This is a genomic window from Pseudoalteromonas sp. S327 (assembly GCF_005886415.1).
Lineage (GTDB): Bacteria > Pseudomonadota > Gammaproteobacteria > Enterobacterales > Alteromonadaceae > Pseudoalteromonas > Pseudoalteromonas atlantica.
This window is the reverse complement of sequence record NZ_PNDP01000016.1, coordinates 178,147-199,380: the sequence shown is the minus strand read 5'-3', so window position 1 is coordinate 199,380 and position 21,234 is coordinate 178,147. Positions and strand designations below refer to the sequence as shown.

Here is a 21,234-nt window from a genome sequence, read left to right as displayed (position 1 = left end):
AAGCGGTTTTATGTTGCCATAAAACCGCTTTTTATCGTTAAAATTGCTAAAAATACGGGAATCAATCCCAAATGCCGCTTTCGCATTTACCCTGTACTTTAACGTCTTTTACTTTAAATTCGGGCTCTATGCCTTTTTCTTTTTGTGTGTTGTAGTCGCGATTAACAGACAAAATAGTTGGCGTGAGCAATATAATAGCGATTACGTTAACCACTGTCATTAACCCTAATGCTATATCGGCTAAATCCCAGACTTCTTTTAAAGATGCAGATGCGCCCCACAGCATCATTGATAAATAAAGTAATGTATAAATTGTGCGCCCTACTTTGTTATCGAGCTTAAATAAATGCAGGTTACTTTCTGCGTAGGCATAATTTGCTACTACCGAGGTAAATGCAAATAAGGTAATTGCAGCTGCAACAAAATAAACACCGCCTTGTGCTAAATGGGCGGTCATAGCGCTTTGGGTTAAACGTATGCCTTCCATTTCGCCGCTTATATCAACATCGGCTAATAAAATAACTACTGCGGTACAGCTACAAAGTACAATTGTATCGAAAAACACGCCAAGCATTTGTATATACCCTTGTGTAACTGGGTGATTAGGCATTGGGCTTGCGCTTGCTGCAGCATGCGGCACACTACCTGCGCCGGCTTCGTTAGAATATAAACCGCGTTGAATACCATTTTTAATGGCTGCCCCCATTGCACCTGCGCCTGCCTCTTGCAAACCAAAGGCCGATAAAAATACATCTTTAAGCATGGCCGGTACTTGCGGTAAGTTCATAATTGTAATAATAACGGCAGCTGCTACAAATAATATGCCCATTAATGGCACTACACGCTCAGCAAAGCGGGCAATGGCTTTAAAGCCGCCTAATATAATTGAGCCTGCTAATACGGTAATTACTAAGCCTGAATAAAAGGTGGGTACTTCAAACGCATAGTTTAGTGCATCGGTTATGGTATTGGTTTGCATTGCACTAAAGGTAAAGCCGTAACCTAAAAATAAACACGCGGCAAACACAATAGCAAAGGCACGGCTGCCTAAACCTTGTTGAATATAATAAGCGGGGCCACCTCTAAATTCGCCATTGCTGTCGCGTACTTTATATACTTGGCCTAATACACTTTCGGCAAAGCCGGTTGCCATGCCTAGTATGGCTATAACCCACATCCAAAATATGGCGCCGCTTCCGCCTAGTGAAATTGCAACAGCGACCCCGGCTAAATTACCTGTACCTACACGGGCACACAGGCCTGTACACAATGCTTGAAATGATGAAATGTCGTCTTTTTTACACTTGCTACTGCCTTTTAACAGGCTAAACATGTGTTTAAATTTTACTATTTGAATTGCTTTTAAACGTACCGAAAACCAAATACCTGCAAACAGTAGTATGTAGATTAGTATTTGGCCTTCTCCCCATAATAGGCCATTTACACTTTTTACTACGGTATCGAACATGGGCTAATCCTTTTGTATTTATTATGTTTTTACTCAGCGCGTAGTTGAGTAATTGGCATTTAATAATGCATGTTAGCCATAGATTAAGGCAGCTAAGCTGCCTTAGTATGTTGACTTAGTGCTAGGTTATTTACTTTGCAGGTGTATGCCAGCAATCATGCATCTAACCGAACCTCCCGCCGACTCTATGGTTGGTATAGGTAACGGAACAAGTTTAGCTGTTTTTTGTATTGCTGCTTTTTGCTCGATTGTAAGTGCATTAAACGCCGTTTGTGAGAGTGCTAAAATACGACCATTTGTACCTTGTAACTCTATTGCGTTGCCGCAAAAGCTACTTATTTGCTCATTAGATAAGTTTATTACTTCTAAATGGCTTTGTATAAAATGGCTAGTTAATTGTTTGTGCTGACTATTTGGCACCATATCTAGGCTGATCATGGCAAACTCTGTAGCTACACACATTAATACATTAGTATGATAAACAGCAGTACCTTGTGTGTCGTAAGCGTTAAAAACAACAGGCTTTAACTTTAGTTGCTCACACACCGTATTAACCACTGTTTTAGTAGTGCGCTTAGACTCTACTGCATAAGCAAGCTTATGTTGGTGGTCAATTACAAGTGATCCGGTGCCTTCTAAAAATGCATTTTCTTTCGCTAAAAATGAATAATCAGTCACAGACAACACTTTATAGTGATTAGTCAAAAAATCAATAATATCTTTACGATATTCTAGCCTTCTGTTTTCTGCGTACATTGGGTACATAACTAGTTCGCCACTGTTGTGAGTAGAAAACCAGTTATTAGGAAACACTGAGTCGGGCGTATGTGTGTGCTCGTCTTCAAAAAGGTGAACCGTTACGCCCTCGTTTTGTAATAATTTAACCGCATTAGTGACTTCGTCAAAGGCAAGCTGGCTCTGATTTTGTGAGTTACAGGTACTTTGAAACGTATTGTCTAACATGGTTTGTGGGTTAGATGTAAAGTGATGCGGACGCACCATCACCACCGCTGTTGGTGCTTGCTTTATGTGGCTCATGCGACTTGCTCTTGCTTAGGTGTTTTTGATGGTTGTGTACTATTAAGTACCGAAAATAAATTACGCGGATCAGCTTGTTGTGTAATTAAATCAAGTAGTTCAAACTCAGCCGCAGCCACCAGCGCGTCTTTAATATACACCAGCGCGGTAAAGTCTTCGCTTGCAAAGCCTACCCCATCAAATATTGTAAGCTCGTTGTTACTTGTACGCCCAGGTGTTTGTTTATTAATTACTTTATGAAACTCTGTTACGGCAAAATTTTCGCTCATTTGCTGTATTTCGCCCTCTATTCTGGTTTGCGGTTCGTACTCTACAAACACATTTGCGCGCGTTAATAATTGTGAATCAAGCTCTGTTTTTCCTGGGCAATCGCCACCAATGGCATTTAAATGCACGCCCTGAGGGATTATATCGCTGGTTAAAATAGTGGCATTTTTTTTATCGGCTGTGCAGGTGGTAATAATGTGCGCGCCTTGTACGGCCTCTTTTGCGCTATTACAAATAGTCACGTTTAAGCCACAGTTACTTAAATTGTTAAACGCTTTTTGTGAGGCATTTTTATCAATATCGTATAAACGAATGTGGGTAATGCCTAATACGGCTTTAAAAGCTAATGCCTGAAACTCAGACTGTGCACCATTACCAATTAATGTAAGCGTTGTTGAGTGCTTAGGCGCTAAATATTTTGCTACAAGCGCCGATGTGGCCGCTGTGCGTAAGGCTGTTAGTAAGCACATTTCGCTGATCATAACCGGATAGCCGCTATCAACATCCGACAAAATACCAAACGCGGCCACGGTTTGAAGCTCCTTAAAGGTGTTTTTTGGATGACCATTTACATATTTACAGCTAAACATTTTACCGTCGCTTACGGGCATAAGCTCTATTACGCCATCTGGAGAGTGCGCTGCATAACGTGGCGATTTATCAAATTCGTCCCAGCGAGCAAAGTCGTGTTCTAATCTTTGAGTAAGCTCAAGCAATACGTTTTCTATTCCGACACTATTTATAAGTTTGGCCATTGCCTGTACGCTAACAAATGGAACACCTTGTTTAGGTTGTGCGATAAAATGACTCATAAATACCTCTTTAATGACTAAATAAATTAATTGAAATAAGTTTATAGGCCAGAGGTGTTACTTTAAATGCCAAAAGTTTATACAAATAATAGTATTTTTTAGCAAATTGCTATGCATTAAAGTACAAATTTAGTAATTTGTAATAAACACATAACCCAAGGCGTTTTATGACCCCTTACATTTACGACTCATTAGATAACGCATTAATAGCCGAATTACGAAAAGATGGCCGCGCTTCTATTTCAGCCCTAGCCGATGTTTTAAAGGTGTCGCGCGGGACAGTGCAAAATCGCTTAGACCGTTTAGTCTCATCGGGCGCTATATTAGGCTTTACGGTGCGTGTACACGAACACATAGAAACCGAAGCTGTAAGAGCAATAATGATGGTTGAAGTGGTGGGTAAATCTACATCGCAGGTAATTAAAACCATGCGCGGCATACCAGAGCTAACAAAGTTACATACAACCAATGGCGCTTGGGATTTAGTGGCTGAAATACAGGCGGCAAATTTAGGTGAGTTTGATGGCGTACTCAGGCAAGTACGCGAAATAGAAGGCATTTTAAATAGCGAAACCAGTATATTATTGTCATCTACTTAGGTTTAATTAACGCCATGTTTTACTTAAAGTATGTTAGGCAATACTCGGTTTATGTATTAGGTATTGGAGTAGGCAATGAATAAGCTTTCTATTCGGTATTATTCGCAAGATATAAAGCGCCACCAGCACAATTACCATCAACTCGTTTTACCCCTACACGGGGAAATTTTTATAACGTTAAATAATGACTATAAAACAACGGTGAGTACGGGCAGTTGTATCGTTATAGAGAAAAACGTAGTGCATGCCTTTACGGCCGATGAAGCCGCGCGTTTTATTGTGGCAGATTTAGACGCGCTCCCTGAAAACCTTATTAACCTTTTATGCCCTAAAATTTCAATAGATAGCCGTTTATTAAGTTACTTACAGTTTATAGAGCAACAACTGCTCGTTGTTAGCGATGAAAAGCTTACTAATTCAACTTTTGATTTATTTTACTTATTACTTTCTGAGCAAAGCAGCCACAGTAATATTGATAAGCGAATAGATAATGTAATAACCACTGTTAAGCAAAATTTAGCCTACCCCTACACGTTAAAAGAGCTGGCCGATATAGCCTGTTTAAGCGTTACACAATTTAAAACTGTGTTTAAAAAAAGTACCACTATGAGTGCGCTGCAATATTTAACTATGTTGCGAATGCAGCACGCTCGCGCCCTTTTAACCCATTCAGACTTACCGATTGCTTTAGTAGGCGAGCGCATTGGTTATAACGATGCCTCTGCGTTTAGCCGCCGGTTTAATTTATATTTTGGGCAGCCACCTAAGGCGTTTGCAAAGCAGTAATATAGATAACCTAAACACGAAATAATAAAGCAAGCTCAAGCAGAGCGTAGGTTAAATAGCGTCAGAGCAAACAATAACACCGTCTTTTTAGCATATTTTTAAAAACCTATATTGATACACTCAGTACTTAGTATTTACGGAGGGTAATTTATGGCAACACACATAGGGTTTTTAGCAATATTTTCGTGGGGGCTTTTAGCATTACTAGGTAATTTAACCAAAGCACTCCCGGCTTTTCAGTTACTTTTTATGTGCTTTGCACTTTCTTTTATTATTTTATTAGTAAAACGTGTCGCTACAAAACAGCCATTATTAACCCCTCCTAAGCTATCTAAAAAACAAATTGTAATAGGTGTTACTGGCTTATTTGGTTTTCACTTTTGTTATTTTATGGCTTTAAAATACGGCCCCTTAATAGAGGTAAGCTTAATTGTGTACCTTTGGCCATTATTACTGGGTGTATTTGTGGCTACCCCTGGGTCTAAATTTAAAGCAATATTAGGCGGATTATTGGGGTTTTTAGGCACGCTTAGTTTAATTACCGATGGCAGTGGGTTATCTATCAATAGTGAGTATTATTTAGGGTATTTTTTTGCAGGATGCTGCGCAGTCCTGTGGTCTAGTTATTCTTATTTAATGTCGCAATTTAATAGCCAAGTAGATGACATAGGCTGGCTTTCGCTTATTGTGGCTGTGCTTGCCCTTTGTGCACATTTTTATTTTGAAACAACCGTTACTAGTTTGTCTGTTTCACAATGGCTAGGCGCTATTTTATTAGGATTAGGCCCAGTGGGAGGTGCATTTTATTTATGGGATCATGGTTTAAAATTTGGTAACCGATCGCTATTAGCCTCGTTAAGTTTTTTAACGCCGGTGCTTTCTACTTTTATTTTAATACTCGCCTCGCAGGCTCCTTTTAGTTGGTCAGTATTTATTGCTTTAGCGCTTATTTTATTAGGCGCGGTAATTAGCAATAAAAAGCCATCGATAAGTTTAAAAAAAGCAGAGCTTTAATTTTGCCACGGCACTTTACCAACGCTTAAACTTAAGTAGTAATTTAAGTTTAAGCGTTAATCACAGCTACATGGCGTAGCTGTGTGCGTAATCTACTATACGTGCGTTTTGGCTTTTTAAATAAGCGCGGCCTGCTTTTACACCTAGCTTATGATCAAAGCGTAAATCGTCGTTTGAGCTACCTAATAATTTACTGTGTAGCTTTTTCTCTGCAAAAATTTGTATAATTTCTACATCACTAGGCGGATTGGCAATAAACGTTAGCTCGTCTAGGTATGCTTGCTCGTGTTGAATCAAGTAATCAAGTGTTTTTGGGCAGTAGCCTGATGCACATGCAAATGTTCTAAGCTTTTGAACCCATGCAGTTTGCGCCTGAAAATGCTCATCAACGGTTCTAATTACCACGATTTTTCGTGCGCCACGGTTATAAGCTTCGCGTACAGGCAAGGGCGCAGCTAAGCCGCCATCTAAATAAAAATCTTCACTCGATTGCTCTGCAGCTAAATGCTCTTCGTTTGCCGCTTTTGTACCTAACCAAGGAGTAAGTTTAACGCCTTGTTTATACAAAAAAGGTAACGCACTCGATGCTTTTAACAAATCTCGCCATTGCTTACCCTCGCCTGTAGGTGAAAGGTAATAGGCTTTTCTGTCGCGTGCATTGGTTGCCGTTATAAGCAGCTCTCGCTCACCTAGGCTGGTTTTTGCTGTTTTAAAATCAAGGGCTCTGTTTACTTCGGTGGTTTTTTCAAAGTACCAGTCTAAATCAACAATGTGCTTACCCATTAAACCACGCCCTAGTTGAAAAAAGCGTTTGTTACGCGAAAGCCCTCTAATTAAGCGTTTAGCGTAACCTTTTTGACGCGCTAAATAGCTTGTTAAATTTTGCGAGCCGGCAGAGGTGCCAATAAATAAATCAAATGGGTCGTAGTTTTGCTCTAACCATGCATCTAATACACCGGCTGTGAATATCCCTCGTTGTCCGCCACCTTCAGCTATCAGAGCAACTTTTGGCTGCGCTGTATGAGTAACTGAATTAGCCGATGCGGTTGTTAGAGCGTTCACGGTGTACCTTCCTTTAATTTAATGATGTTTGGTTAATAACTACATTATAAAAAATAAAAGCAATGTCTTAAAATTGATTGTTTAAATCAGTTTGATTGAAAAAACAGAACGATAAATAATGCAAAATGGGCCTTATCCTTGGCAACCTAAGTATGTTTAATTATCGAAAGTGTTTGTTCAGACATCACTTAAAGTTAATAAGTTTGTATTCACTTTTAATGATGTCTACATAGTAGCAAGGCTTGTGTGTACGCTTGCTTAACTAAACACTTCCTTTTTTAATTAATGCTTTATTTCCATTAAAATTTCTAGGGCTCGGTGGCGTTTTTCGCTGTCGTAAACATCGTTGGTAAATATAAACTCATCCACTTCTAGCTCTTTCGCTATCATTTGTAATTTATGTTTTATACTCACATGCCCGCCCACAACGCTTAAGCTTAAAAAGTTTTCTACGTGGGCGCGCTCTTGCTCACTCCATAAACCTTCCATACTCTCTACCGGTGGCTTTAGCCACAGCTCTTTGCCGCGTATTAATTCAAGCACGCGTTGCTTTGAGGTGGTAGAGAGGTACTGCGCTTCTTCATCGGTTTCTGCTGCCACCAGCGGTAAGGCAAGCATTACATAGGGTTTATCGAGTACATTTGAGGCTTTAAATTCTCGCTTATATAGTGCGATGGCATCGTGTACAAAACGCGGTGCAAAGTGCCCTGCAAATACATAAGGCAACCCTTTTTGCGCGGCCAATTGGGCGCTAAACAAACTTGAGCCTAATAACCAAAGCGGTACGTTTGTGTCCTCCCCCGGAATAGCACGTATAGGGTGTGTGCCATTGTATGGGCCTAATAATGTTTGCAGCTCTGTTACCTCGACCGGGAAGTTTTCTGCGCGGCTCATATCATTATTTAGCGCACGGCTAGTTACTGGATCACTACCAGGGGCGCGGCCAAGGCCTAAATCTATTCGTCCAGGGTATAAACTCTCTAACGTACCAAATTGCTCAGCCACAACTAAGGGCGAATGATTCGGCAGCATTATTCCGCCAGAGCCAACACGTATACGCTGAGTTTTACCTGCAATGTGACCTACTAATATTGAAGTAGCAGCACAAATTATACCGGGCATATTGTGGTGCTCGGCTAGCCAAAAGCGATTAAACCCTAATTGGTCGGCGCGCTGGGCGTATTTAGTGGTTTTATTGAGCGTATGAGAAACGCTGTCCCCTTTGATCATGGGGGCAAGCTCTAATAACGAAAAGGGAATGGAAGATAACAAAATAGCAGCTCCTTAAAATGCATGCTAACAATGGGCTTCATCATCAGCATAAAACACTTAAATGGGTCTGCTATTTATTCAATTCAAGTTAGGTAACGGATAAAAGCAAAATAGCGTTAGGCTGTTTTGCTCTAAGGTATTCATGCAAGCTCAGGGCTTTGCTGGCGCTCTTTTTTATAACCCTCTGAGTCTACGCCTTTTTTCCAATAGCCAGAGGAAACTATATTACTGCGCGGTATATTACAATCCTGGGTAAGTAAGGTTTTTGCTTTACGTACTAACCCTGCCTCTAATGCCATAAATACAATAGGTGGCTCGTTTGTGTGTGGCAAATTGTTAAGCGCGCTGAGCATATCGGTATCCGGTGTATCTGTAATTAACCAATTAACATCGCGCTGCGTGTTTAAATCAATAATGTCTTGCTCAGTAGGGGCATGCACAAACGCGTCAATTTTTGCGCTGGCGGGTAACTGCTGCATGTACCCTTTTATTGCATTAACTGAGGTTAAATCGCCTAGTAATACATAATGCGGATGCTGGTAATTATCAAGTTTTTTAGGACCTGGGCCCGCTATGCCAACCTCGTCACCTACTTTTGCAGTTATAGCCCAGTGCGTAGCCGGACCTTGATGCATGTTTATTACAAAGTCGAGCGTTAACGCGCCCGTTGCATCATCAACGTCTCTTATTGTGTAAGAGCGCATACACGCGGTTTTTAAATTAAAATCAACTTTGCCATTTTGGGGAATAAGCACTTTTACATAGCTGCCAATATGTGCTTGTGTTAAATCCGAAAACTCACTTGAGCCTACAACAATGCGCTGTAAATGCGGTGTTATTTGTTCAGTACTTAGTACCGTAGCTTTGCGAACTTGTTTACCCATTTAAAATCACCTCGTTTAACAAAATAGTTAACTGCTTTTTAAAGCAAGCATTGCACAATGCCCCATTGGTTGATAAAATCAACTATAACAAACTGATTGATATTGTCAACCATTAGAGAGCTTATGAACACGCTTTTATCAAATACCCTATTTGAGCTGATGCAAAATTACCGCGTAACAATTCGCGAGGCTATTAACGCAGGCGACCTGGGTATTAATGCTATGCACGTGCGTTGTATACACATTATTGCCAGTACATCTAACTGTACCGCTAACGACATTGTGACTAAAACACAGCGCGACAAAGCCCAAATTGCCCGCTTAATTAAAGATCTTATTGCCTTAAATCTTATTAATAAGCAAGCAAGTGAGCACGACAAACGTTGCTTTATTTTGTCGCTCACCGAGCAAGGCAATACATTGTTTGATAAGTTATTAGCCTCTGAGCAGCAAATAAATGATCAAATGTGTAAAAACTTAAACCCGCAGCAAATCAAAGACTTTTTAGATACCGCGCAACAAATGATCAAAAACATGGCGTGATCTGTCTTTCATTTCTTGGCATAACTTACACAAAACGCATATACTGTACACTTATACAGTATATGCGTTTTAGGTTGTGTTATGTTTGTTATTCCCGTTTATATAGAAGCCGGTGTGTGTGGGTTTGAATCGCCCGCGGCGCAATACGCCGAGCTCGGTGTTTCTCTTGATGAGCTATTAATAAAGCACCCCGACGCCACCTTTATTGGTATTGCCTCGGGTAATTCCATGCAAGAGGTGGGGATTTTTGAAGGCGACTTACTGCTTGTAGACCGTGCTGAGCAAGCCGATAACGGCGATGTTATTGTTGCCAACTTAAATGGCTTATTTGTGTGTAAGCTATTAGATAAAACCAATGCGCGGTTACTCTCTGCATCGCCTTTACATAAGCCGGTACAACTAACCTCAGCTGATGAGTTTCAGTTAGAGGGAGTGGTTACACTATCGATTAGAATGCACCGCCCAAGCCCTGAGCTATTAAAATGTACGCCTTAGTCGATGCCGTTGCATTTTATGCCAGTGCCGAAAAAGTGTTCGACCCCGCTATTCGCTCTAAACCTGTGGTGGTTTTAACTAATAACGATGGCTGCGTATGTGCGGTATGCCCGATAGCTCGGCGCTTAAGCATTCCTAAATTTGGCCCTTATTTTAAAGTTAAGCACCTGCTTGAGCAACACAAGGTGGTTGTACGTTCGAGTAACTATGAGTTGTACGCCGATTTAAGCGCCAAAATGATGAACGTAATTGGCCGCTTTTGCGACACACAATACATATACAGTATTGATGAGTCGTTTTTGCACTTTAATGGCTACACACCCCTTATACAAAACTGGCACGAGTACGGGCATACAATAAGGCGTACCGTTTGGCGCGAAACTAAACTCCCTGTGGGTGTTGGTTTTGGCCCAACCCCTACTTTGGCAAAAGCCGCTAACCATGCAGCTAAAAAGCTAAGCGGGTTTGATGGGGTGGCCGTTATAAATAACGAGCAAAGCCGCCAAGCAATTTTACAAAGAATGAGCTGCGCCGATGTATGGGGCATAGGTAAGCGCCTAGCTAAAAAGCTTAATATAATGAACATACATACCGCGTGGGATCTGGCACAACAAAACCCTAAAACCATGCGCCGCGCGTTTAGTGTGGTGGTAGAGCGTACCGTAAGTGAGCTAAATGGTATAGCGTGCTTAACATGGGACGATGTACGCCAAGATAAGCGAGAAATATATTCTACTCGCAGCTTTGGTGAGCGGATCAGTGAGCCAACTGCACTTAAAACCGCCCTTATTAACCACGTAACCACGGTTGCCAGTAAACTACGAGGGCAGCGCTCATTAGCAAAACAGCTTTATATATTTGCCGCCACTGGCAAACACGAAGACCGCTATTGTAAAAAGTCGTTTATATATAAATTTGCCACCCCCACTAACGATACCTGCGTAATGGCCAATGCAGTATCAGAAGTATTTACTCATATTTACCAACCAGGTGTACGGTTTTATAAATGTGGTGTAGGCGCTTTAGAGCTTACCTCGGTGCAGTATCAGCAAACTGATTTATTTAGCCAAAGTGCCGATAACCCTAAATTAATGCAGTGTCTTGATACAATAAACAACCGCTACGGAAAAGGCATACTCACCCTAGCCAGCAGCAAACTAAACCAAGGCTGGCATATGAACAGAGATTACTTATCGCCCCAATACACAACGCGCTGGCACGATATACCGCAAATTCATTGCAAGTAAGTTAATCAACTTGCCTTGCAAATGTGCACTCTACTGCGGGGGTATTCTGCGTATATTTGAGCGTTGTAACACTGGTAAATTTAATGCTTTGTCTGATGGTTTTTTCGTTATTGGGCTCAATACAGCGGCTCATTTTTAAGCTGTTATCGACACCATCACTTTTGTATTTATACGAGCTAGTTACAAAACAAAAATTTGGCTTTTTAGTTGTACGGGTGCCGTTGTGTAAACTTTCAAACGCAATATGCTCGCCTAATTTAAAACCCGCGTCTGGGTAAACTGGGTTAATTAAACTCAACTGACTATCCACACACACTGGGGAGTTAGCAGTTACCACCTGGTAATCACCAAGCATTGTTTTTAATAACGGTATAAAACGGCTTTTATTACTCGGCGCAGCCAATGCAGATGCACTAATAAAGGTTGTCGAAATTAAAAAACAAAGTAAGGTTTTCATTAAGTGGGCGTATCCTCGTAATAAGTAACGTGCGGCGCTAACTTTTATAACTATAACAGAGATTTAATCTAAAAAAAGGACGCAGCACTTAGCATTATGTAATGCAGTGTTGTAGTTATGTTTTACGAGTAATAAAACAAAGTAGTTTATTTACTAAATAAATAAACCACTAAGAGTGACTTTACTGCCAGTATTTTGCAAATAATTGCGGATAGCTTTGTTTTAAAAACTTGGGTTTGTCTTTAAAGCGTTTACCTGCAGGTTGCTCGCCTGAGGGTACAAAAGGTAATTCGTCGTCGTTGCGCTCTTCAAATAATAAACCGGCTATTAAGTCGTATTCATCAATATAAGGGTAAGGTTGCTCATTTAAATAATACACAGGGGAGCACTGTGCAAGTGAGTCGGCATTGCTTAATGCGTTATTAAATACCGTCTCCCCACGGGAGATGAGCCAGCACCTAAATTCGCTAAAACCGTATTCGTCGTTACAGCCAGCCATAACAAATGCGGCACCAAATAAATCCCAGGTAAAACATTTGCGCATGTGAATACCAAAAAATTTATCAAAAGCAATGAGCTGCTCGTCGGTTAACTCGCTCAATTTAGCTTTTAAGTTGTCGCTTACGCTTTGTGGGTCGAGCCCTAACTCAGGCGTGGTCACTAAATCCCAAAATTCCTGCTCAGTTAACGCTGTCATTATAAAATCTCTTTTACTCGGCCGACTTGACCATCTTCTAGGCGTACTTTAATACCATGCGGGTGATTAGGTGATTTTGTTAATAAACGCTCAACTACACCTTGAGTTAATGTGCCGCTGCGTTGATCTTCTTTTAATACAATATTTACGGTTGTACCTGGTGTGATTTGCGAGCGCGATGGAACAGCCATGCTTTACATCCTAAAAATAATTTTGGTAATTATAACGTCCATAGCTAGGCAAACCAATGTTAATCAACTAAAAACGCTATTTGCTTAGCCGCTACCGGTAAGCTTATTTTGCTAAGCTCAGCGTGAATAATATCGACTAGCTGAGAAAAATGCGCTTCGGTGTCGTTATAGGCTATATCGTCTTCAAAATAGCAGCTTATTTTTAGTGACTTTGCTTCGTTTTTTAAATCAATGGTGTGAGTTAAATAAGCAAAACCATAATGAGTCGCTTTTATTTGTTCACAGGCGTTGGTGAGGGCTTGGCGTATTTGTTTATCACGCAATTTTTGTGTTTTAGTCATAAATTATTGTGTTTGTTCACTTTGCTGTTTTTTATACTCTTCAAAATTTTTATCTTGATTTTCAAGGCACTCGTAATATTCTTTATCGGCTTTATAGTTACATTCATCTAAACGTGCTGATTGAATTTCGTGAAAGCGAGCGTCGGAGCTGCACCCTGCAAGTACCGAAAATCCCACAAACAGCAATGCGCTTTTAGTTATTTGACTGATTAACATTAGAGTTCCTTACACTTTCGTTATCGAAAGCAACAATATTATTGTATATTAGCGTCATAAAAACCTGACTTTGCATAGGACCCATAATTATGATGTCGCAGTTACAAAAGCTGTTTCAGCGTATAGACAAAAGCAAGATATTTCAATCATTTGTTATAGCTGTCATTGTTGTTTCTGCCCTCACCGTAGGTGCTCATACATATTCTCTTCACCCCACCGTAGAATTTATTCTAAATTGGATGGATGTAGGGATCACAGCTTTCTTTTTAATCGAACTCATTATTCGCTTTATTGCAAGTAAAGGAATAAAAGACTTCTTTTCAAAGGGCTGGAATATATTCGATACCATTATTGTACTTGGCAGCTTATACCCAGCTGCAGGATCAACTATGTTACTTGCCCGATTGCTGCGTATATTTAGGGTACTGCGTTTAGTATCTATGATCCCAGAGCTGCGCTTGCTTGTAAATTCGTTGCTTAAAGCCATTCCGCAAATGGGCTATATAGCACTGCTTATGTTTGTTATTTTTTATATTTACGCAGCCATGGGCAGTATGATGTTTGCCGATATTAACCCGGTACTTTGGCAAGATGTATCCATTTCAATGTTAACGCTATTTAGGATAGCTACCTTTGAAGATTGGACCGACATTATGTACGAAACCATGGCGGTGTACGAGCTAAGCTGGATTTACTACCTCACGTTTATCTTTTTGACTGCGTTTGTGTTTTTAAACATGATGGTAGGTGCCATTTTAGAAGTAATGAGCGAGGAGCATCGAAATGCCCGTGAGCTAAAAGCGGATAATAACTCACTTCCTGCAACGCAAGGACAAGTGGTTGAACTACAAGCGCAAATAGCTGAGCTAAAAACGTTATTAAGTAAAACCTCAGATATTACCAACTCCAATAAATAGCTGATCTATTTTACTTGCTAAAACTTAAAAAGCCCTTTGTATTTAGTTAATACAAAGGGCTTTTAGTTACTCACCTTGTTGTTCTTGCGTGCTTTCAAACGAAATTACATTATCAACCTTCATTTTAAATGCTTCAAAAAACGCATTTTTTAATACCGAAACCACGGCTTCAAAAGTAGATACATCAGCGTTATCTAACTGCCCATCTATGGGCACCCGAGCAGCCACCAGCTTTGACTCGTCGTTTTCTAATAACGAGCTGAGTAAATCAATACTGCCTTCAAAAATAGCGGTAAATAGACCGTCATCATCTTTTTCTATATCTTCGCGCCACGAAAAAACACTTAAATCGTGCACACCCGCTTTTACATATCCATTTAAGTTATTATTGTTAGCGGCCAATTCCATTGCGCCATCTATTCCGCCGGCTTCAATGTCAAATGGGGTATACACTTTAAAAACAGTTTCGAGATTTTTAACCGAAAAGCGCTGCACTTCAACATTAAAATCAAAATTAGCTTCATCACTAAAAGGGTCCAATTTACCATTTAAAGACAGCTTAGCTTCGCCCATTAGCTGCCCTTCTACTTTTAAACTCGTAACTAAGGTTTTAGAGAGGTTTTGTGCATTGGTAATATTGTTAATGTTAGCGTTTATATTTGATACGTAAGTAGGCTGCTCTCCTTCGCTGGTGGCGTTAACCAAGGTTACTTTACCATTATCTATACGTAGCGTATCAATTGAAAAAGGCACGAGATCATTAGCAAGGCCTACCCAGGTGGTTTCATCTTTCACCTGTTGGTTTTGTTCTGCGGTAGTTGGGTCTTTATCATAAATAACAATTTCTGGGCGGGTAAAAGCCATGTTGGTGACAAAATTACCGTTTAATAAAGCAGACCACGCAAGCGAAAAATCAAGTGTATCAATAGACAGTAACGGCTTAGGCACCTGCGTGGCATCTACCGCGTAAATTTCTACCTCATCAACAGCGTAAGCTCCTCGGTATAAGTACAAATCAACATCGCCCACATGCCCTGTTATGCCTTGGGTTTGTTCAAGCTGCTGATTTACATAATATTGAACCGCATAAGGGGCTAAAGTTCTGAGTAAAATTAACCCCAAGGCTGTAACAACTAAAGCATAAAACCATTTTTTGCGTGTATTTTTAAAAGTAGAAGCCATTATCTATCCTTATGTGAAGGCTTAGCATCTCGGCATAAGTAAAAAATACCTGCATAAGTGAATTAAGTACCCACTAAACAGCGAAAACCGAGCGAATAAAGGTGTAATAGATCAGTACGAGCAAAAGCTATACCAAAAAATGCAATTCATAGGAGTTGTGGGTACACACAATACATAAATATTTACAAATAGAATTTTTAAATACATAGCTTTACTCGAATTCCCAAGCAACCTCAACTACAGTAAAAAGTAACTAACACAAGAACATATAACCTATGAGCCCAGTCTTTTTTATTTTAATTACTCTTTTACTAACCAGTATTGTTTGGTCAGTTATATTTTTAATGGCGTGGTATACGTTAGGGAAAAAATCATATTCGTTATTTTGGGCCTGCGCATTTATGTGCTCTGCGTGTCAATGGGGTACAATATTATTGCGGCCCTACTTCGAATCAGAAACCTTCTATTGGCTACTGGCTGTTAGCTTTTCTATGGGGTCTGTTATTTTGGGAACATGGGGACACAGTATACGTGCCCGAAGCCCTATCAAAATCGATTATTTGTTAGCTTTAGCCGTGATTACGTTAGCTGCAGTTTATTATTATAAAGCCGTGAACGTTCATGTTGGTTTGTTTATGTCTTTATATATTTATTACGATATTTTACTGCTGCTAATAAACGCCGTCATTATAATAAAACATAAACCTAAGTCGCTACCCGCTGAAATTGGGGCTGCCATTACTTACACTTTGTGCGGCGTATGTTTATTTATTGCGGCCACTATCGCACTAATGCAAGGCAGCCAGGTTAACCAAGCTTACTTAGATTTATATACACTCATTAATTTTATAACAGTCCCAACTGCACATGTTGGTATGGCTGTATTTATTATTTTTATAATGGCCTCAGATTTAGCGCAAGAAATGCAAAAACTCGCCATGACCGACGTACTCACACAATGTATAAACAGACGTGGTTTTTACGACGTTGGCCAAAAAAAGCTTGAAAATAAATTAAGCTGCGAACAACACGTATCGCTTATATATTGGGATATAGACTCGTTTAAAAATATAAATGATGAATACGGCCATGCAGGTGGAGATGAAGTACTAATCCAAGCAACAAAACGGGTAAGAGCGTGTTTAAATAAAGAAGATATATTTGCCCGTATAGGCGGAGAAGAATTTGTAATACTGATAGCCAGAGATTCAGAGCTAAAAGCAAAGCAATTTGCCGATACTCTACGTACTACTCTTGCAAGTAAGCCCATTGAATACAAACAACAATTTATAAATGTTACAGCAAGCTTTGGCGTTCTAGGCATTAAACGTGCAACTATTCAAATAGACAAAGCGATAGATTTAGCAGATAAAGCGTTATACATAGCAAAACACGAAGGAAAAAATAAAGTAGTATGCAATGTCACTTAACTAAAATAATTAAAAAAGGGGTTAGCAATACGCTAACCCCTTTTTAATATACACTTTTAAATGCAGAAATTATTCACCGTCTACAATGATGCGAAGCATACGACGAAGTGGCTCTGCAGCGCCCCATAACAGCTGATCGCCCACGGTAAATGCGCTAATGTATTTTGGACCCATGGCTAATTTACGAATACGACCAACAGGAATACTTAAAGTACCTGTTACTTTTACTGGGGTTAAGTCAGTTGCACTAATTTCGCGCTCATTTGGGATAACTTTAACCCACTCGTTGTGCGAAGCTAAAATTTCTTCAATTTTTTCTACGCTAATGTCTTCACGTAATTTAATGGTCATCGCTTGGCTATGACAACGCATTGCACCAATACGTACACATAAACCATCAATTGGCACAGGCTGTTTAGAAGAGCCTAAAATTTTGTTCGCTTCAACCTGAGCTTTCCACTCTTCTTTAGACTGGCCACTTGGCATTGGTACGTCAATCCAAGGAATTAAGCTACCGGCTAGCGGCACGCCAAATTGGTCTTGTGGTAAATCGCTTGAAGCCATTTTTTCGCTCACTATTTTATCAATTTCTAAAATAGCTGAACTTGGGTTATCTAGTTGCTCGGCAACGCTTGAATGAATAGCGCCCATTTGTGCTATAAGCTCTTTCATATTACGAGCGCCGGCACCAGAGGCCGCTTGGTAAGTCATTGGGCTTACCCACTCAATTAGGTCTTGCTCAAACAAACCACCTAAAGCAAGTAGCATTAACGATACGGTACAGTTACCACCTACAAAAGTTTTTACGCCTTGCTCTAAACCTTGTTCAATGACATCTTTATTTACAGGGTCAAGTACAATAATGCTGTCATCAACCATACGAAGTGCAGAAGCTGCATCAATCCAGTAACCATCCCAACCCGATTCGCGTAATTTAGGGTAAACCGCTTTGGTATAATCACCACCTTGACAGGTAACAATAATATCCATTTTAGCAAGTTCATTTACATCACTTGCATCTAATAACGGTTTTGCGTCGCCAGCAATATCAGGGCCGAGTTGCCCAGCTTGTGAGGTGGTGAAAAAGGTGGTGTCGATATGTGCAAAATCACTTTGCTGTTGCATACGTTCTAATAACACAGAGCCAACCATGCCACGCCAACCGACCAATCCTACTTTTTTCATTGTTTTTTCCACTGTTTGATTCATAAAAGATGCCTTAATACATTAAAAATTAAAATTCATTGCGTGAGAATTAATTTTTATTAAAACCAATCATATTAAGTTATTAATCATTTATAGCGGCAAATTAATAGCGAGATAACCAGCCATAAATTTTTGTATGTAGCTGTTCTGCATCAAAAATTTATAACGCCTTTAGCGCTTTATTGAGCACACTAGAATGACTAGATATTTAAGTCGATTAGTATAAAGCTAACCTAACACCCCAAGCGCCCTAAAACTAGTGAATAAAGCGAAACTTAAATATTTTTCATAGTCATAAAAAAGCCCTGTATTAAATACAGGGCTAATCGGTAGTTAGGTTTTATTATATCCCCCTTCCTTGGGAAGAAAATTAAAACTCGTAGCTGTAACTTAAATCAAACGTTACACCTTGCTCTTTAGAGCGCACTATAATGTCTGATTGTGTTACCTCTTGATCTTCATCGAGTAAGTTTTTAACTTTAAACTTAATCTTAGAATTAAAATCAGGGTAATAAGTATAAACTAAATCAAGTGAGTGAAATGGCTGCTCATACGCGTCATCTCTATTAGCAACACCCGCTGCTAAAATTCGCTCACCAAATACGTTATAAACTAATGAACTGCTGTGCATGCCATCTAACGAATCGTAGTTTAATTGTAAATTAACTACATACTCAGAGTGGCCTGTCATACGTTTTTTAGGATTAGTTAATGTACCCGCCAGTGCTGGGTCAATAGACGCTTCAGAATCACTTAATGTGATATTACCGCTAGTAAATAGGCCTTCACTTACAAATGTTAAGTCTTGTAGCCATTCAGCTTCAATACCATAAACTTCTGCTGTTTCACCATTTATAAACGATGCTGAGTAATCTTCATCACCAATGTTTAAAACTGTTTCAATTGGCGCAGTAATATCTTTATAAAACGCCGCTACGCTAAATGAATTACCGGCTTGTCCGTAATATTCATAACGTAAGTCGTAGTTTTTAATTGGGCTACTCTTTATACCTGTGCGACCAAACGTTCTAATGTCGGTCAAAGGGTCGTAATACGTAACAGGCACTACTTCACGAAAATCAGGGCGTACTACTGTTTCACCATAACCTAAGCGCACTTGGTAATCATCGCCACCTACATAGGTAACAGACAGTGCCGGATACCAATCATCGGTAATAACAGAGCCTGCTTGAATTTTATCTGGATCGTAAAAGGTATTTAAATCGTCTTCATCAAAAATAAGGCTCGATGTACCGATAGAAGATTGTTTAAATTCTTCATAACGAATACCACCGCTTATTCTTATCCATTGATCATAAAATACATCGAAAGACGCATAACCTGCATCCACCTTTTGCGCAGCAATGTAATCATCGGCATCAGGGGCTGTTGGCTCATTAAAGTCAACTAACACAGCGTTATTATCAATAAAGTCGTCAGTTAAAAAACCACTATTATTAAGCGCATCAGTGCTACCGTCGTTTATTGAAATACCTGAGCCACCACTATTGTTTATAGCAAAGCTTGAGGTATTAAATATTCGGGCTCTGTCAGAAAAATCGTAACCAACTTTAAACTCAACTTCCATAGACTCTAAGCTAAGCGGCAGCGTTAAGTTACCACCGTACGATTTAACACGCTCTTCCATATTGGTGTATGACATAATTACACGGTTATCATCCCCTGTAATTGTTGAGCCGGCATAGCTGCCATCACTATTGTAAGAGTCACGAAACTCAAAATCGGCACTGGTAGGTATATCAGTCGTTGCTTTAGCTTCGGTGTACTGCCAATCGGCACCAATACCAAAATAATCTAAAAAGGTATGTTGGCCCATAACTTGAGTAATGTTTAATTGGCGTTCTTCGTAATTAAACTCATGATTACGGTTTGCAATCCCATCACCCGCAATACTAAACGTAGAACTACCCGCAGGGCTTTGCGAAATAGCAATTTCAGACTCATCTTCATTATCAATAATGTAAAGCTGTTGAGCAGAAATACTGTGCGTACCTAAACGGTATGACAAGCTTAATGAACCGTTATAACTTTCGGTTTCAGTTGTCACTTGCGAATTTTTGACTGTGTTGTAACACGAGTTACTCACATCTTCACTGGTCGCTAACGACGTTGTACAATCAACATTGCCTTCTTCGTTTTCTAAATCTTGGGTGATAACTGAGCTAAAACGTTCTTCAAAATCCCATTCGTTTTTGTAAGCACCTGCCAGTAAAAACCCAACCTTGCCGCCAAAATAGCTCTCTTCAAAACTATCACCATAATGGGCTTTAATATTATAACGCGGGTCTAACGACTCTTCTTTTAACTCATAATCGCGAGGAAGCGACTTTAAAAGTGCGTTATTAACAGCGGTTGCTTGTTCTGCACGCGTTAAATCGCCATCTTCAAAGCCTTCACTACTAACAATATTGCCAATACTAAAATCACCACGGTATGTTGAAATAGCCTGTGATAACTCACTTGGAATGCCACTTTCGTTACGATTGTAGGTAAAACCTTCACTTGATGCCGTATCGTAACCTGCACCCACTTCAATGCCTGCTGTAAATTCACTCGGTGCGGTTTTAGTTCTAATATCTATATTACCGCCACCAAACGCTGCTGGCATGTCTGGAGAGTAAGCTTTTTGAACAGCCATACTTTCAATAATACTTGCAGGAAAAATATCAAGCGGAATAACGTTACGGGTTAAATCTGGGCTTGGGATGTAAGCGCCATTTAAACGCGCACTAGAGTAACGCTCACCAAGGCCTCTAACGTAAATAAACTTACCATCAACAAGCGTTAGGCCTGTCACTCGACGAAGCGCAGATGCTGCATCGCTGTCGCCCGTGCGTGATAATTGTTCAGAGCCTAAAATATCGGCAACAAAGGCTTGGTTTTTACGTTCTTCTACAACTGCCGCAGCGCTCCCTTGTAAACGCGTACCTACAGCAACAACTTCTTCTATTTCTTGTTCGTTTGTTAACTGTTCATCGGCTTGTGCAGCAATTAAGCTAGTCGAATGAGCGACTAAACCTAAACCAATTGCCCAGGTAATTTGATTGAGTCTATGCTTTTTAGACATGAGATAATCCTAATCAGGTTAT

22 protein-coding genes are annotated in these 21,234 nt (G+C 40.0%); 8 read left to right on the top strand and 14 right to left on the bottom strand.

From position 1 onward, the window contains the following. Positions 1-61: 61 nt before the first annotated feature. From CWB60_RS06975 to ocd, 3 genes are all read right to left on the bottom strand, one after another. Positions 62-1,468, bottom strand: coding sequence for an alanine/glycine:cation symporter family protein (locus tag CWB60_RS06975; RefSeq protein WP_138577123.1), 1,407 nt, complete (start codon positions 1,466-1,468; stop codon positions 62-64). Positions 1,469-1,594: 126 nt separating this feature from the next. After that, positions 1,595-2,506, bottom strand: a complete 912-nt coding sequence (gene ctlX, locus CWB60_RS06970) for a citrulline utilization hydrolase CtlX (RefSeq protein WP_138577125.1) — start codon at positions 2,504-2,506, stop codon at positions 1,595-1,597. Then, on the bottom strand, positions 2,503-3,585 hold the full coding sequence (gene ocd, locus CWB60_RS06965) for an ornithine cyclodeaminase (RefSeq protein WP_138577127.1): 1,083 nt from the start codon (positions 3,583-3,585) through the stop codon (positions 2,503-2,505). Before ocd ends, ctlX begins: the two co-directional genes overlap by 4 nt. A 167-nt stretch (positions 3,586-3,752) precedes the next feature. On the opposite strand from ocd, the gene CWB60_RS06960 reads away from it, so the two are divergent. The 3 genes from CWB60_RS06960 (at position 3,753) to CWB60_RS06950 (ending at position 5,984) form a co-directional block, all read left to right on the top strand. After that, positions 3,753-4,184, top strand: coding sequence for an Lrp/AsnC family transcriptional regulator (locus tag CWB60_RS06960; protein ID WP_004586320.1), 432 nt, complete (start codon positions 3,753-3,755; stop codon positions 4,182-4,184). Between the two features lie 75 nt (positions 4,185-4,259). Then, complete coding sequence (locus tag CWB60_RS06955; protein WP_138577129.1) at positions 4,260-4,970, top strand: AraC family transcriptional regulator; 711 nt, start codon at positions 4,260-4,262, stop codon at positions 4,968-4,970. 150 nt (positions 4,971-5,120) lie between these two features. Beyond that, on the top strand, positions 5,121-5,984 hold the full coding sequence (locus CWB60_RS06950; RefSeq protein WP_138577131.1) for a DMT family transporter: 864 nt from the start codon (positions 5,121-5,123) through the stop codon (positions 5,982-5,984). A 66-nt stretch (positions 5,985-6,050) separates the two neighbouring features. Here the strand turns inward: CWB60_RS06950 and CWB60_RS06945 are convergent, their stop codons facing one another. The 3 genes from CWB60_RS06945 to CWB60_RS06935 all read right to left on the bottom strand — a co-directional run bounded on the left by CWB60_RS06945 (position 6,051) and on the right by CWB60_RS06935 (position 9,202). Then, positions 6,051-7,046, bottom strand: coding sequence for a patatin-like phospholipase family protein (locus CWB60_RS06945; protein WP_138577133.1), 996 nt, complete (start codon positions 7,044-7,046; stop codon positions 6,051-6,053). A gap of 282 nt (positions 7,047-7,328) precedes the next feature. Beyond that, positions 7,329-8,318, bottom strand: a complete 990-nt coding sequence (locus CWB60_RS06940; RefSeq protein ID WP_138577135.1) for an LLM class flavin-dependent oxidoreductase — start codon at positions 8,316-8,318, stop codon at positions 7,329-7,331. A 140-nt stretch (positions 8,319-8,458) separates the two neighbouring features. Further along, positions 8,459-9,202 carry a siderophore-interacting protein gene (locus CWB60_RS06935; protein WP_138577137.1) on the bottom strand — a complete coding sequence of 248 codons (744 nt, stop codon included), beginning with the start codon at positions 9,200-9,202 and terminating at the stop codon, positions 8,459-8,461. 123 nt (positions 9,203-9,325) lie between these two features. Between CWB60_RS06935 and CWB60_RS06930 the strand changes: the two genes are divergently transcribed. From CWB60_RS06930 to CWB60_RS06920, 3 genes are all read left to right on the top strand, one after another. After that, positions 9,326-9,745, top strand: a complete 420-nt coding sequence (locus CWB60_RS06930) for a MarR family winged helix-turn-helix transcriptional regulator (protein ID WP_004586326.1) — start codon at positions 9,326-9,328, stop codon at positions 9,743-9,745. An 81-nt stretch (positions 9,746-9,826) separates the two neighbouring features. Next, entirely contained in the window at positions 9,827-10,240 is a 414-nt protein-coding gene (locus CWB60_RS06925) for a S24 family peptidase (protein ID WP_004586327.1), read from the top strand. Further along, positions 10,228-11,487, top strand: coding sequence for a Y-family DNA polymerase (locus CWB60_RS06920; protein WP_138577139.1), 1,260 nt, complete (start codon positions 10,228-10,230; stop codon positions 11,485-11,487). The genes CWB60_RS06925 and CWB60_RS06920 overlap by 13 nt, the downstream gene beginning before the upstream one ends. 1 nt (position 11,488) lies before the next feature. Here CWB60_RS06920 and CWB60_RS06915 read toward each other — a convergent pair whose 3' ends face one another. From CWB60_RS06915 to CWB60_RS06895, 5 genes are all read right to left on the bottom strand, one after another. Next, positions 11,489-11,944: a hypothetical protein gene (locus CWB60_RS06915; RefSeq protein ID WP_138577141.1), complete on the bottom strand. Its 456-nt coding sequence runs from the start codon at positions 11,942-11,944 to the stop codon at positions 11,489-11,491. A gap of 181 nt (positions 11,945-12,125) precedes the next feature. Further along, positions 12,126-12,641 (bottom strand): DUF4240 domain-containing protein, encoded by a 516-nt coding sequence (locus tag CWB60_RS06910; RefSeq protein ID WP_004586331.1) that lies wholly within the window; start codon positions 12,639-12,641, stop codon positions 12,126-12,128. Next, complete coding sequence (locus tag CWB60_RS06905; protein WP_004586332.1) at positions 12,641-12,832, bottom strand: YwbE family protein; 192 nt, start codon at positions 12,830-12,832, stop codon at positions 12,641-12,643. Before CWB60_RS06905 ends, CWB60_RS06910 begins: the two co-directional genes overlap by 1 nt. A 59-nt stretch (positions 12,833-12,891) precedes the next feature. Beyond that, entirely contained in the window at positions 12,892-13,173 is a 282-nt protein-coding gene (locus tag CWB60_RS06900) for a hypothetical protein (RefSeq protein WP_024032385.1), read from the bottom strand. Between the two features lie 3 nt (positions 13,174-13,176). Continuing rightward, complete coding sequence (locus CWB60_RS06895) at positions 13,177-13,389, bottom strand: hypothetical protein (protein WP_004586334.1); 213 nt, start codon at positions 13,387-13,389, stop codon at positions 13,177-13,179. A gap of 89 nt (positions 13,390-13,478) precedes the next feature. On the opposite strand from CWB60_RS06895, the gene CWB60_RS06890 reads away from it, so the two are divergent. Further along, on the top strand, positions 13,479-14,306 hold the full coding sequence (locus CWB60_RS06890) for an ion transporter (protein WP_004586335.1): 828 nt from the start codon (positions 13,479-13,481) through the stop codon (positions 14,304-14,306). A gap of 66 nt (positions 14,307-14,372) precedes the next feature. Here CWB60_RS06890 and CWB60_RS06885 read toward each other — a convergent pair whose 3' ends face one another. Then, positions 14,373-15,488, bottom strand: coding sequence for a DUF748 domain-containing protein (locus tag CWB60_RS06885; RefSeq protein ID WP_138577143.1), 1,116 nt, complete (start codon positions 15,486-15,488; stop codon positions 14,373-14,375). Positions 15,489-16,123: 635 nt separating this feature from the next. On the opposite strand from CWB60_RS06885, the gene CWB60_RS06880 reads away from it, so the two are divergent. After that, positions 16,124-16,918 carry a GGDEF domain-containing protein gene (locus tag CWB60_RS06880; RefSeq protein WP_249318353.1) on the top strand — a complete coding sequence of 265 codons (795 nt, stop codon included), beginning with the start codon at positions 16,124-16,126 and terminating at the stop codon, positions 16,916-16,918. Between the two features lie 69 nt (positions 16,919-16,987). On the opposite strand, the gene asd is transcribed toward CWB60_RS06880, so the two are convergent. Together asd and CWB60_RS06870 are read right to left on the bottom strand one after the other, a co-directional pair. Further along, positions 16,988-18,127 carry an aspartate-semialdehyde dehydrogenase gene (gene asd / locus CWB60_RS06875; RefSeq protein ID WP_039972138.1) on the bottom strand — a complete coding sequence of 380 codons (1,140 nt, stop codon included), beginning with the start codon at positions 18,125-18,127 and terminating at the stop codon, positions 16,988-16,990. Positions 18,128-18,494: 367 nt separating this feature from the next. Further along, positions 18,495-21,212: a TonB-dependent receptor plug domain-containing protein gene (locus CWB60_RS06870; RefSeq protein ID WP_171036124.1), complete on the bottom strand. Its 2,718-nt coding sequence runs from the start codon at positions 21,210-21,212 to the stop codon at positions 18,495-18,497. Positions 21,213-21,234 lie beyond the last annotated feature (22 nt).

Excerpts from the sequence above, each read along its gene's own strand:
- CWB60_RS06880 (WP_249318353.1), top strand. The coding sequence starts at position 16,124 with ATGTCTTTATATATTTATTACGATATTTTACTGCTGCTAATAAACGCC.
- CWB60_RS06925 (WP_004586327.1), top strand. The coding sequence starts at position 9,827 with ATGTTTGTTATTCCCGTTTATATAGAAGCCGGTGTGTGTGGGTTTGAA.
- CWB60_RS06870 (WP_171036124.1), bottom strand. The coding sequence starts at position 21,212 with ATGTCTAAAAAGCATAGACTCAATCAAATTACCTGGGCAATTGGTTTA.
- CWB60_RS06935 (WP_138577137.1), bottom strand. The coding sequence starts at position 9,202 with ATGGGTAAACAAGTTCGCAAAGCTACGGTACTAAGTACTGAACAAATA.
- asd (WP_039972138.1), bottom strand. The coding sequence starts at position 18,127 with ATGAATCAAACAGTGGAAAAAACAATGAAAAAAGTAGGATTGGTCGGT.
- CWB60_RS06930 (WP_004586326.1), top strand. The coding sequence starts at position 9,326 with ATGAACACGCTTTTATCAAATACCCTATTTGAGCTGATGCAAAATTAC.
- ocd (WP_138577127.1), bottom strand. The coding sequence starts at position 3,585 with ATGAGTCATTTTATCGCACAACCTAAACAAGGTGTTCCATTTGTTAGC.
- CWB60_RS06885 (WP_138577143.1), bottom strand. The coding sequence starts at position 15,488 with ATGGCTTCTACTTTTAAAAATACACGCAAAAAATGGTTTTATGCTTTA.
- CWB60_RS06895 (WP_004586334.1), bottom strand. The coding sequence starts at position 13,389 with ATGTTAATCAGTCAAATAACTAAAAGCGCATTGCTGTTTGTGGGATTT.
- CWB60_RS06920 (WP_138577139.1), top strand. The coding sequence starts at position 10,228 with ATGTACGCCTTAGTCGATGCCGTTGCATTTTATGCCAGTGCCGAAAAA.
- CWB60_RS06905 (WP_004586332.1), bottom strand. The coding sequence starts at position 12,832 with ATGGCTGTTCCATCGCGCTCGCAAATCACACCAGGTACAACCGTAAAT.
- CWB60_RS06955 (WP_138577129.1), top strand. The coding sequence starts at position 4,260 with ATGAATAAGCTTTCTATTCGGTATTATTCGCAAGATATAAAGCGCCAC.
- CWB60_RS06960 (WP_004586320.1), top strand. The coding sequence starts at position 3,753 with ATGACCCCTTACATTTACGACTCATTAGATAACGCATTAATAGCCGAA.
- CWB60_RS06890 (WP_004586335.1), top strand. The coding sequence starts at position 13,479 with ATGATGTCGCAGTTACAAAAGCTGTTTCAGCGTATAGACAAAAGCAAG.
- CWB60_RS06915 (WP_138577141.1), bottom strand. The coding sequence starts at position 11,944 with ATGAAAACCTTACTTTGTTTTTTAATTTCGACAACCTTTATTAGTGCA.
- CWB60_RS06950 (WP_138577131.1), top strand. The coding sequence starts at position 5,121 with ATGGCAACACACATAGGGTTTTTAGCAATATTTTCGTGGGGGCTTTTA.
- CWB60_RS06900 (WP_024032385.1), bottom strand. The coding sequence starts at position 13,173 with ATGACTAAAACACAAAAATTGCGTGATAAACAAATACGCCAAGCCCTC.
- ctlX (WP_138577125.1), bottom strand. The coding sequence starts at position 2,506 with ATGAGCCACATAAAGCAAGCACCAACAGCGGTGGTGATGGTGCGTCCG.
- CWB60_RS06910 (WP_004586331.1), bottom strand. The coding sequence starts at position 12,641 with ATGACAGCGTTAACTGAGCAGGAATTTTGGGATTTAGTGACCACGCCT.
- CWB60_RS06975 (WP_138577123.1), bottom strand. The coding sequence starts at position 1,468 with ATGTTCGATACCGTAGTAAAAAGTGTAAATGGCCTATTATGGGGAGAA.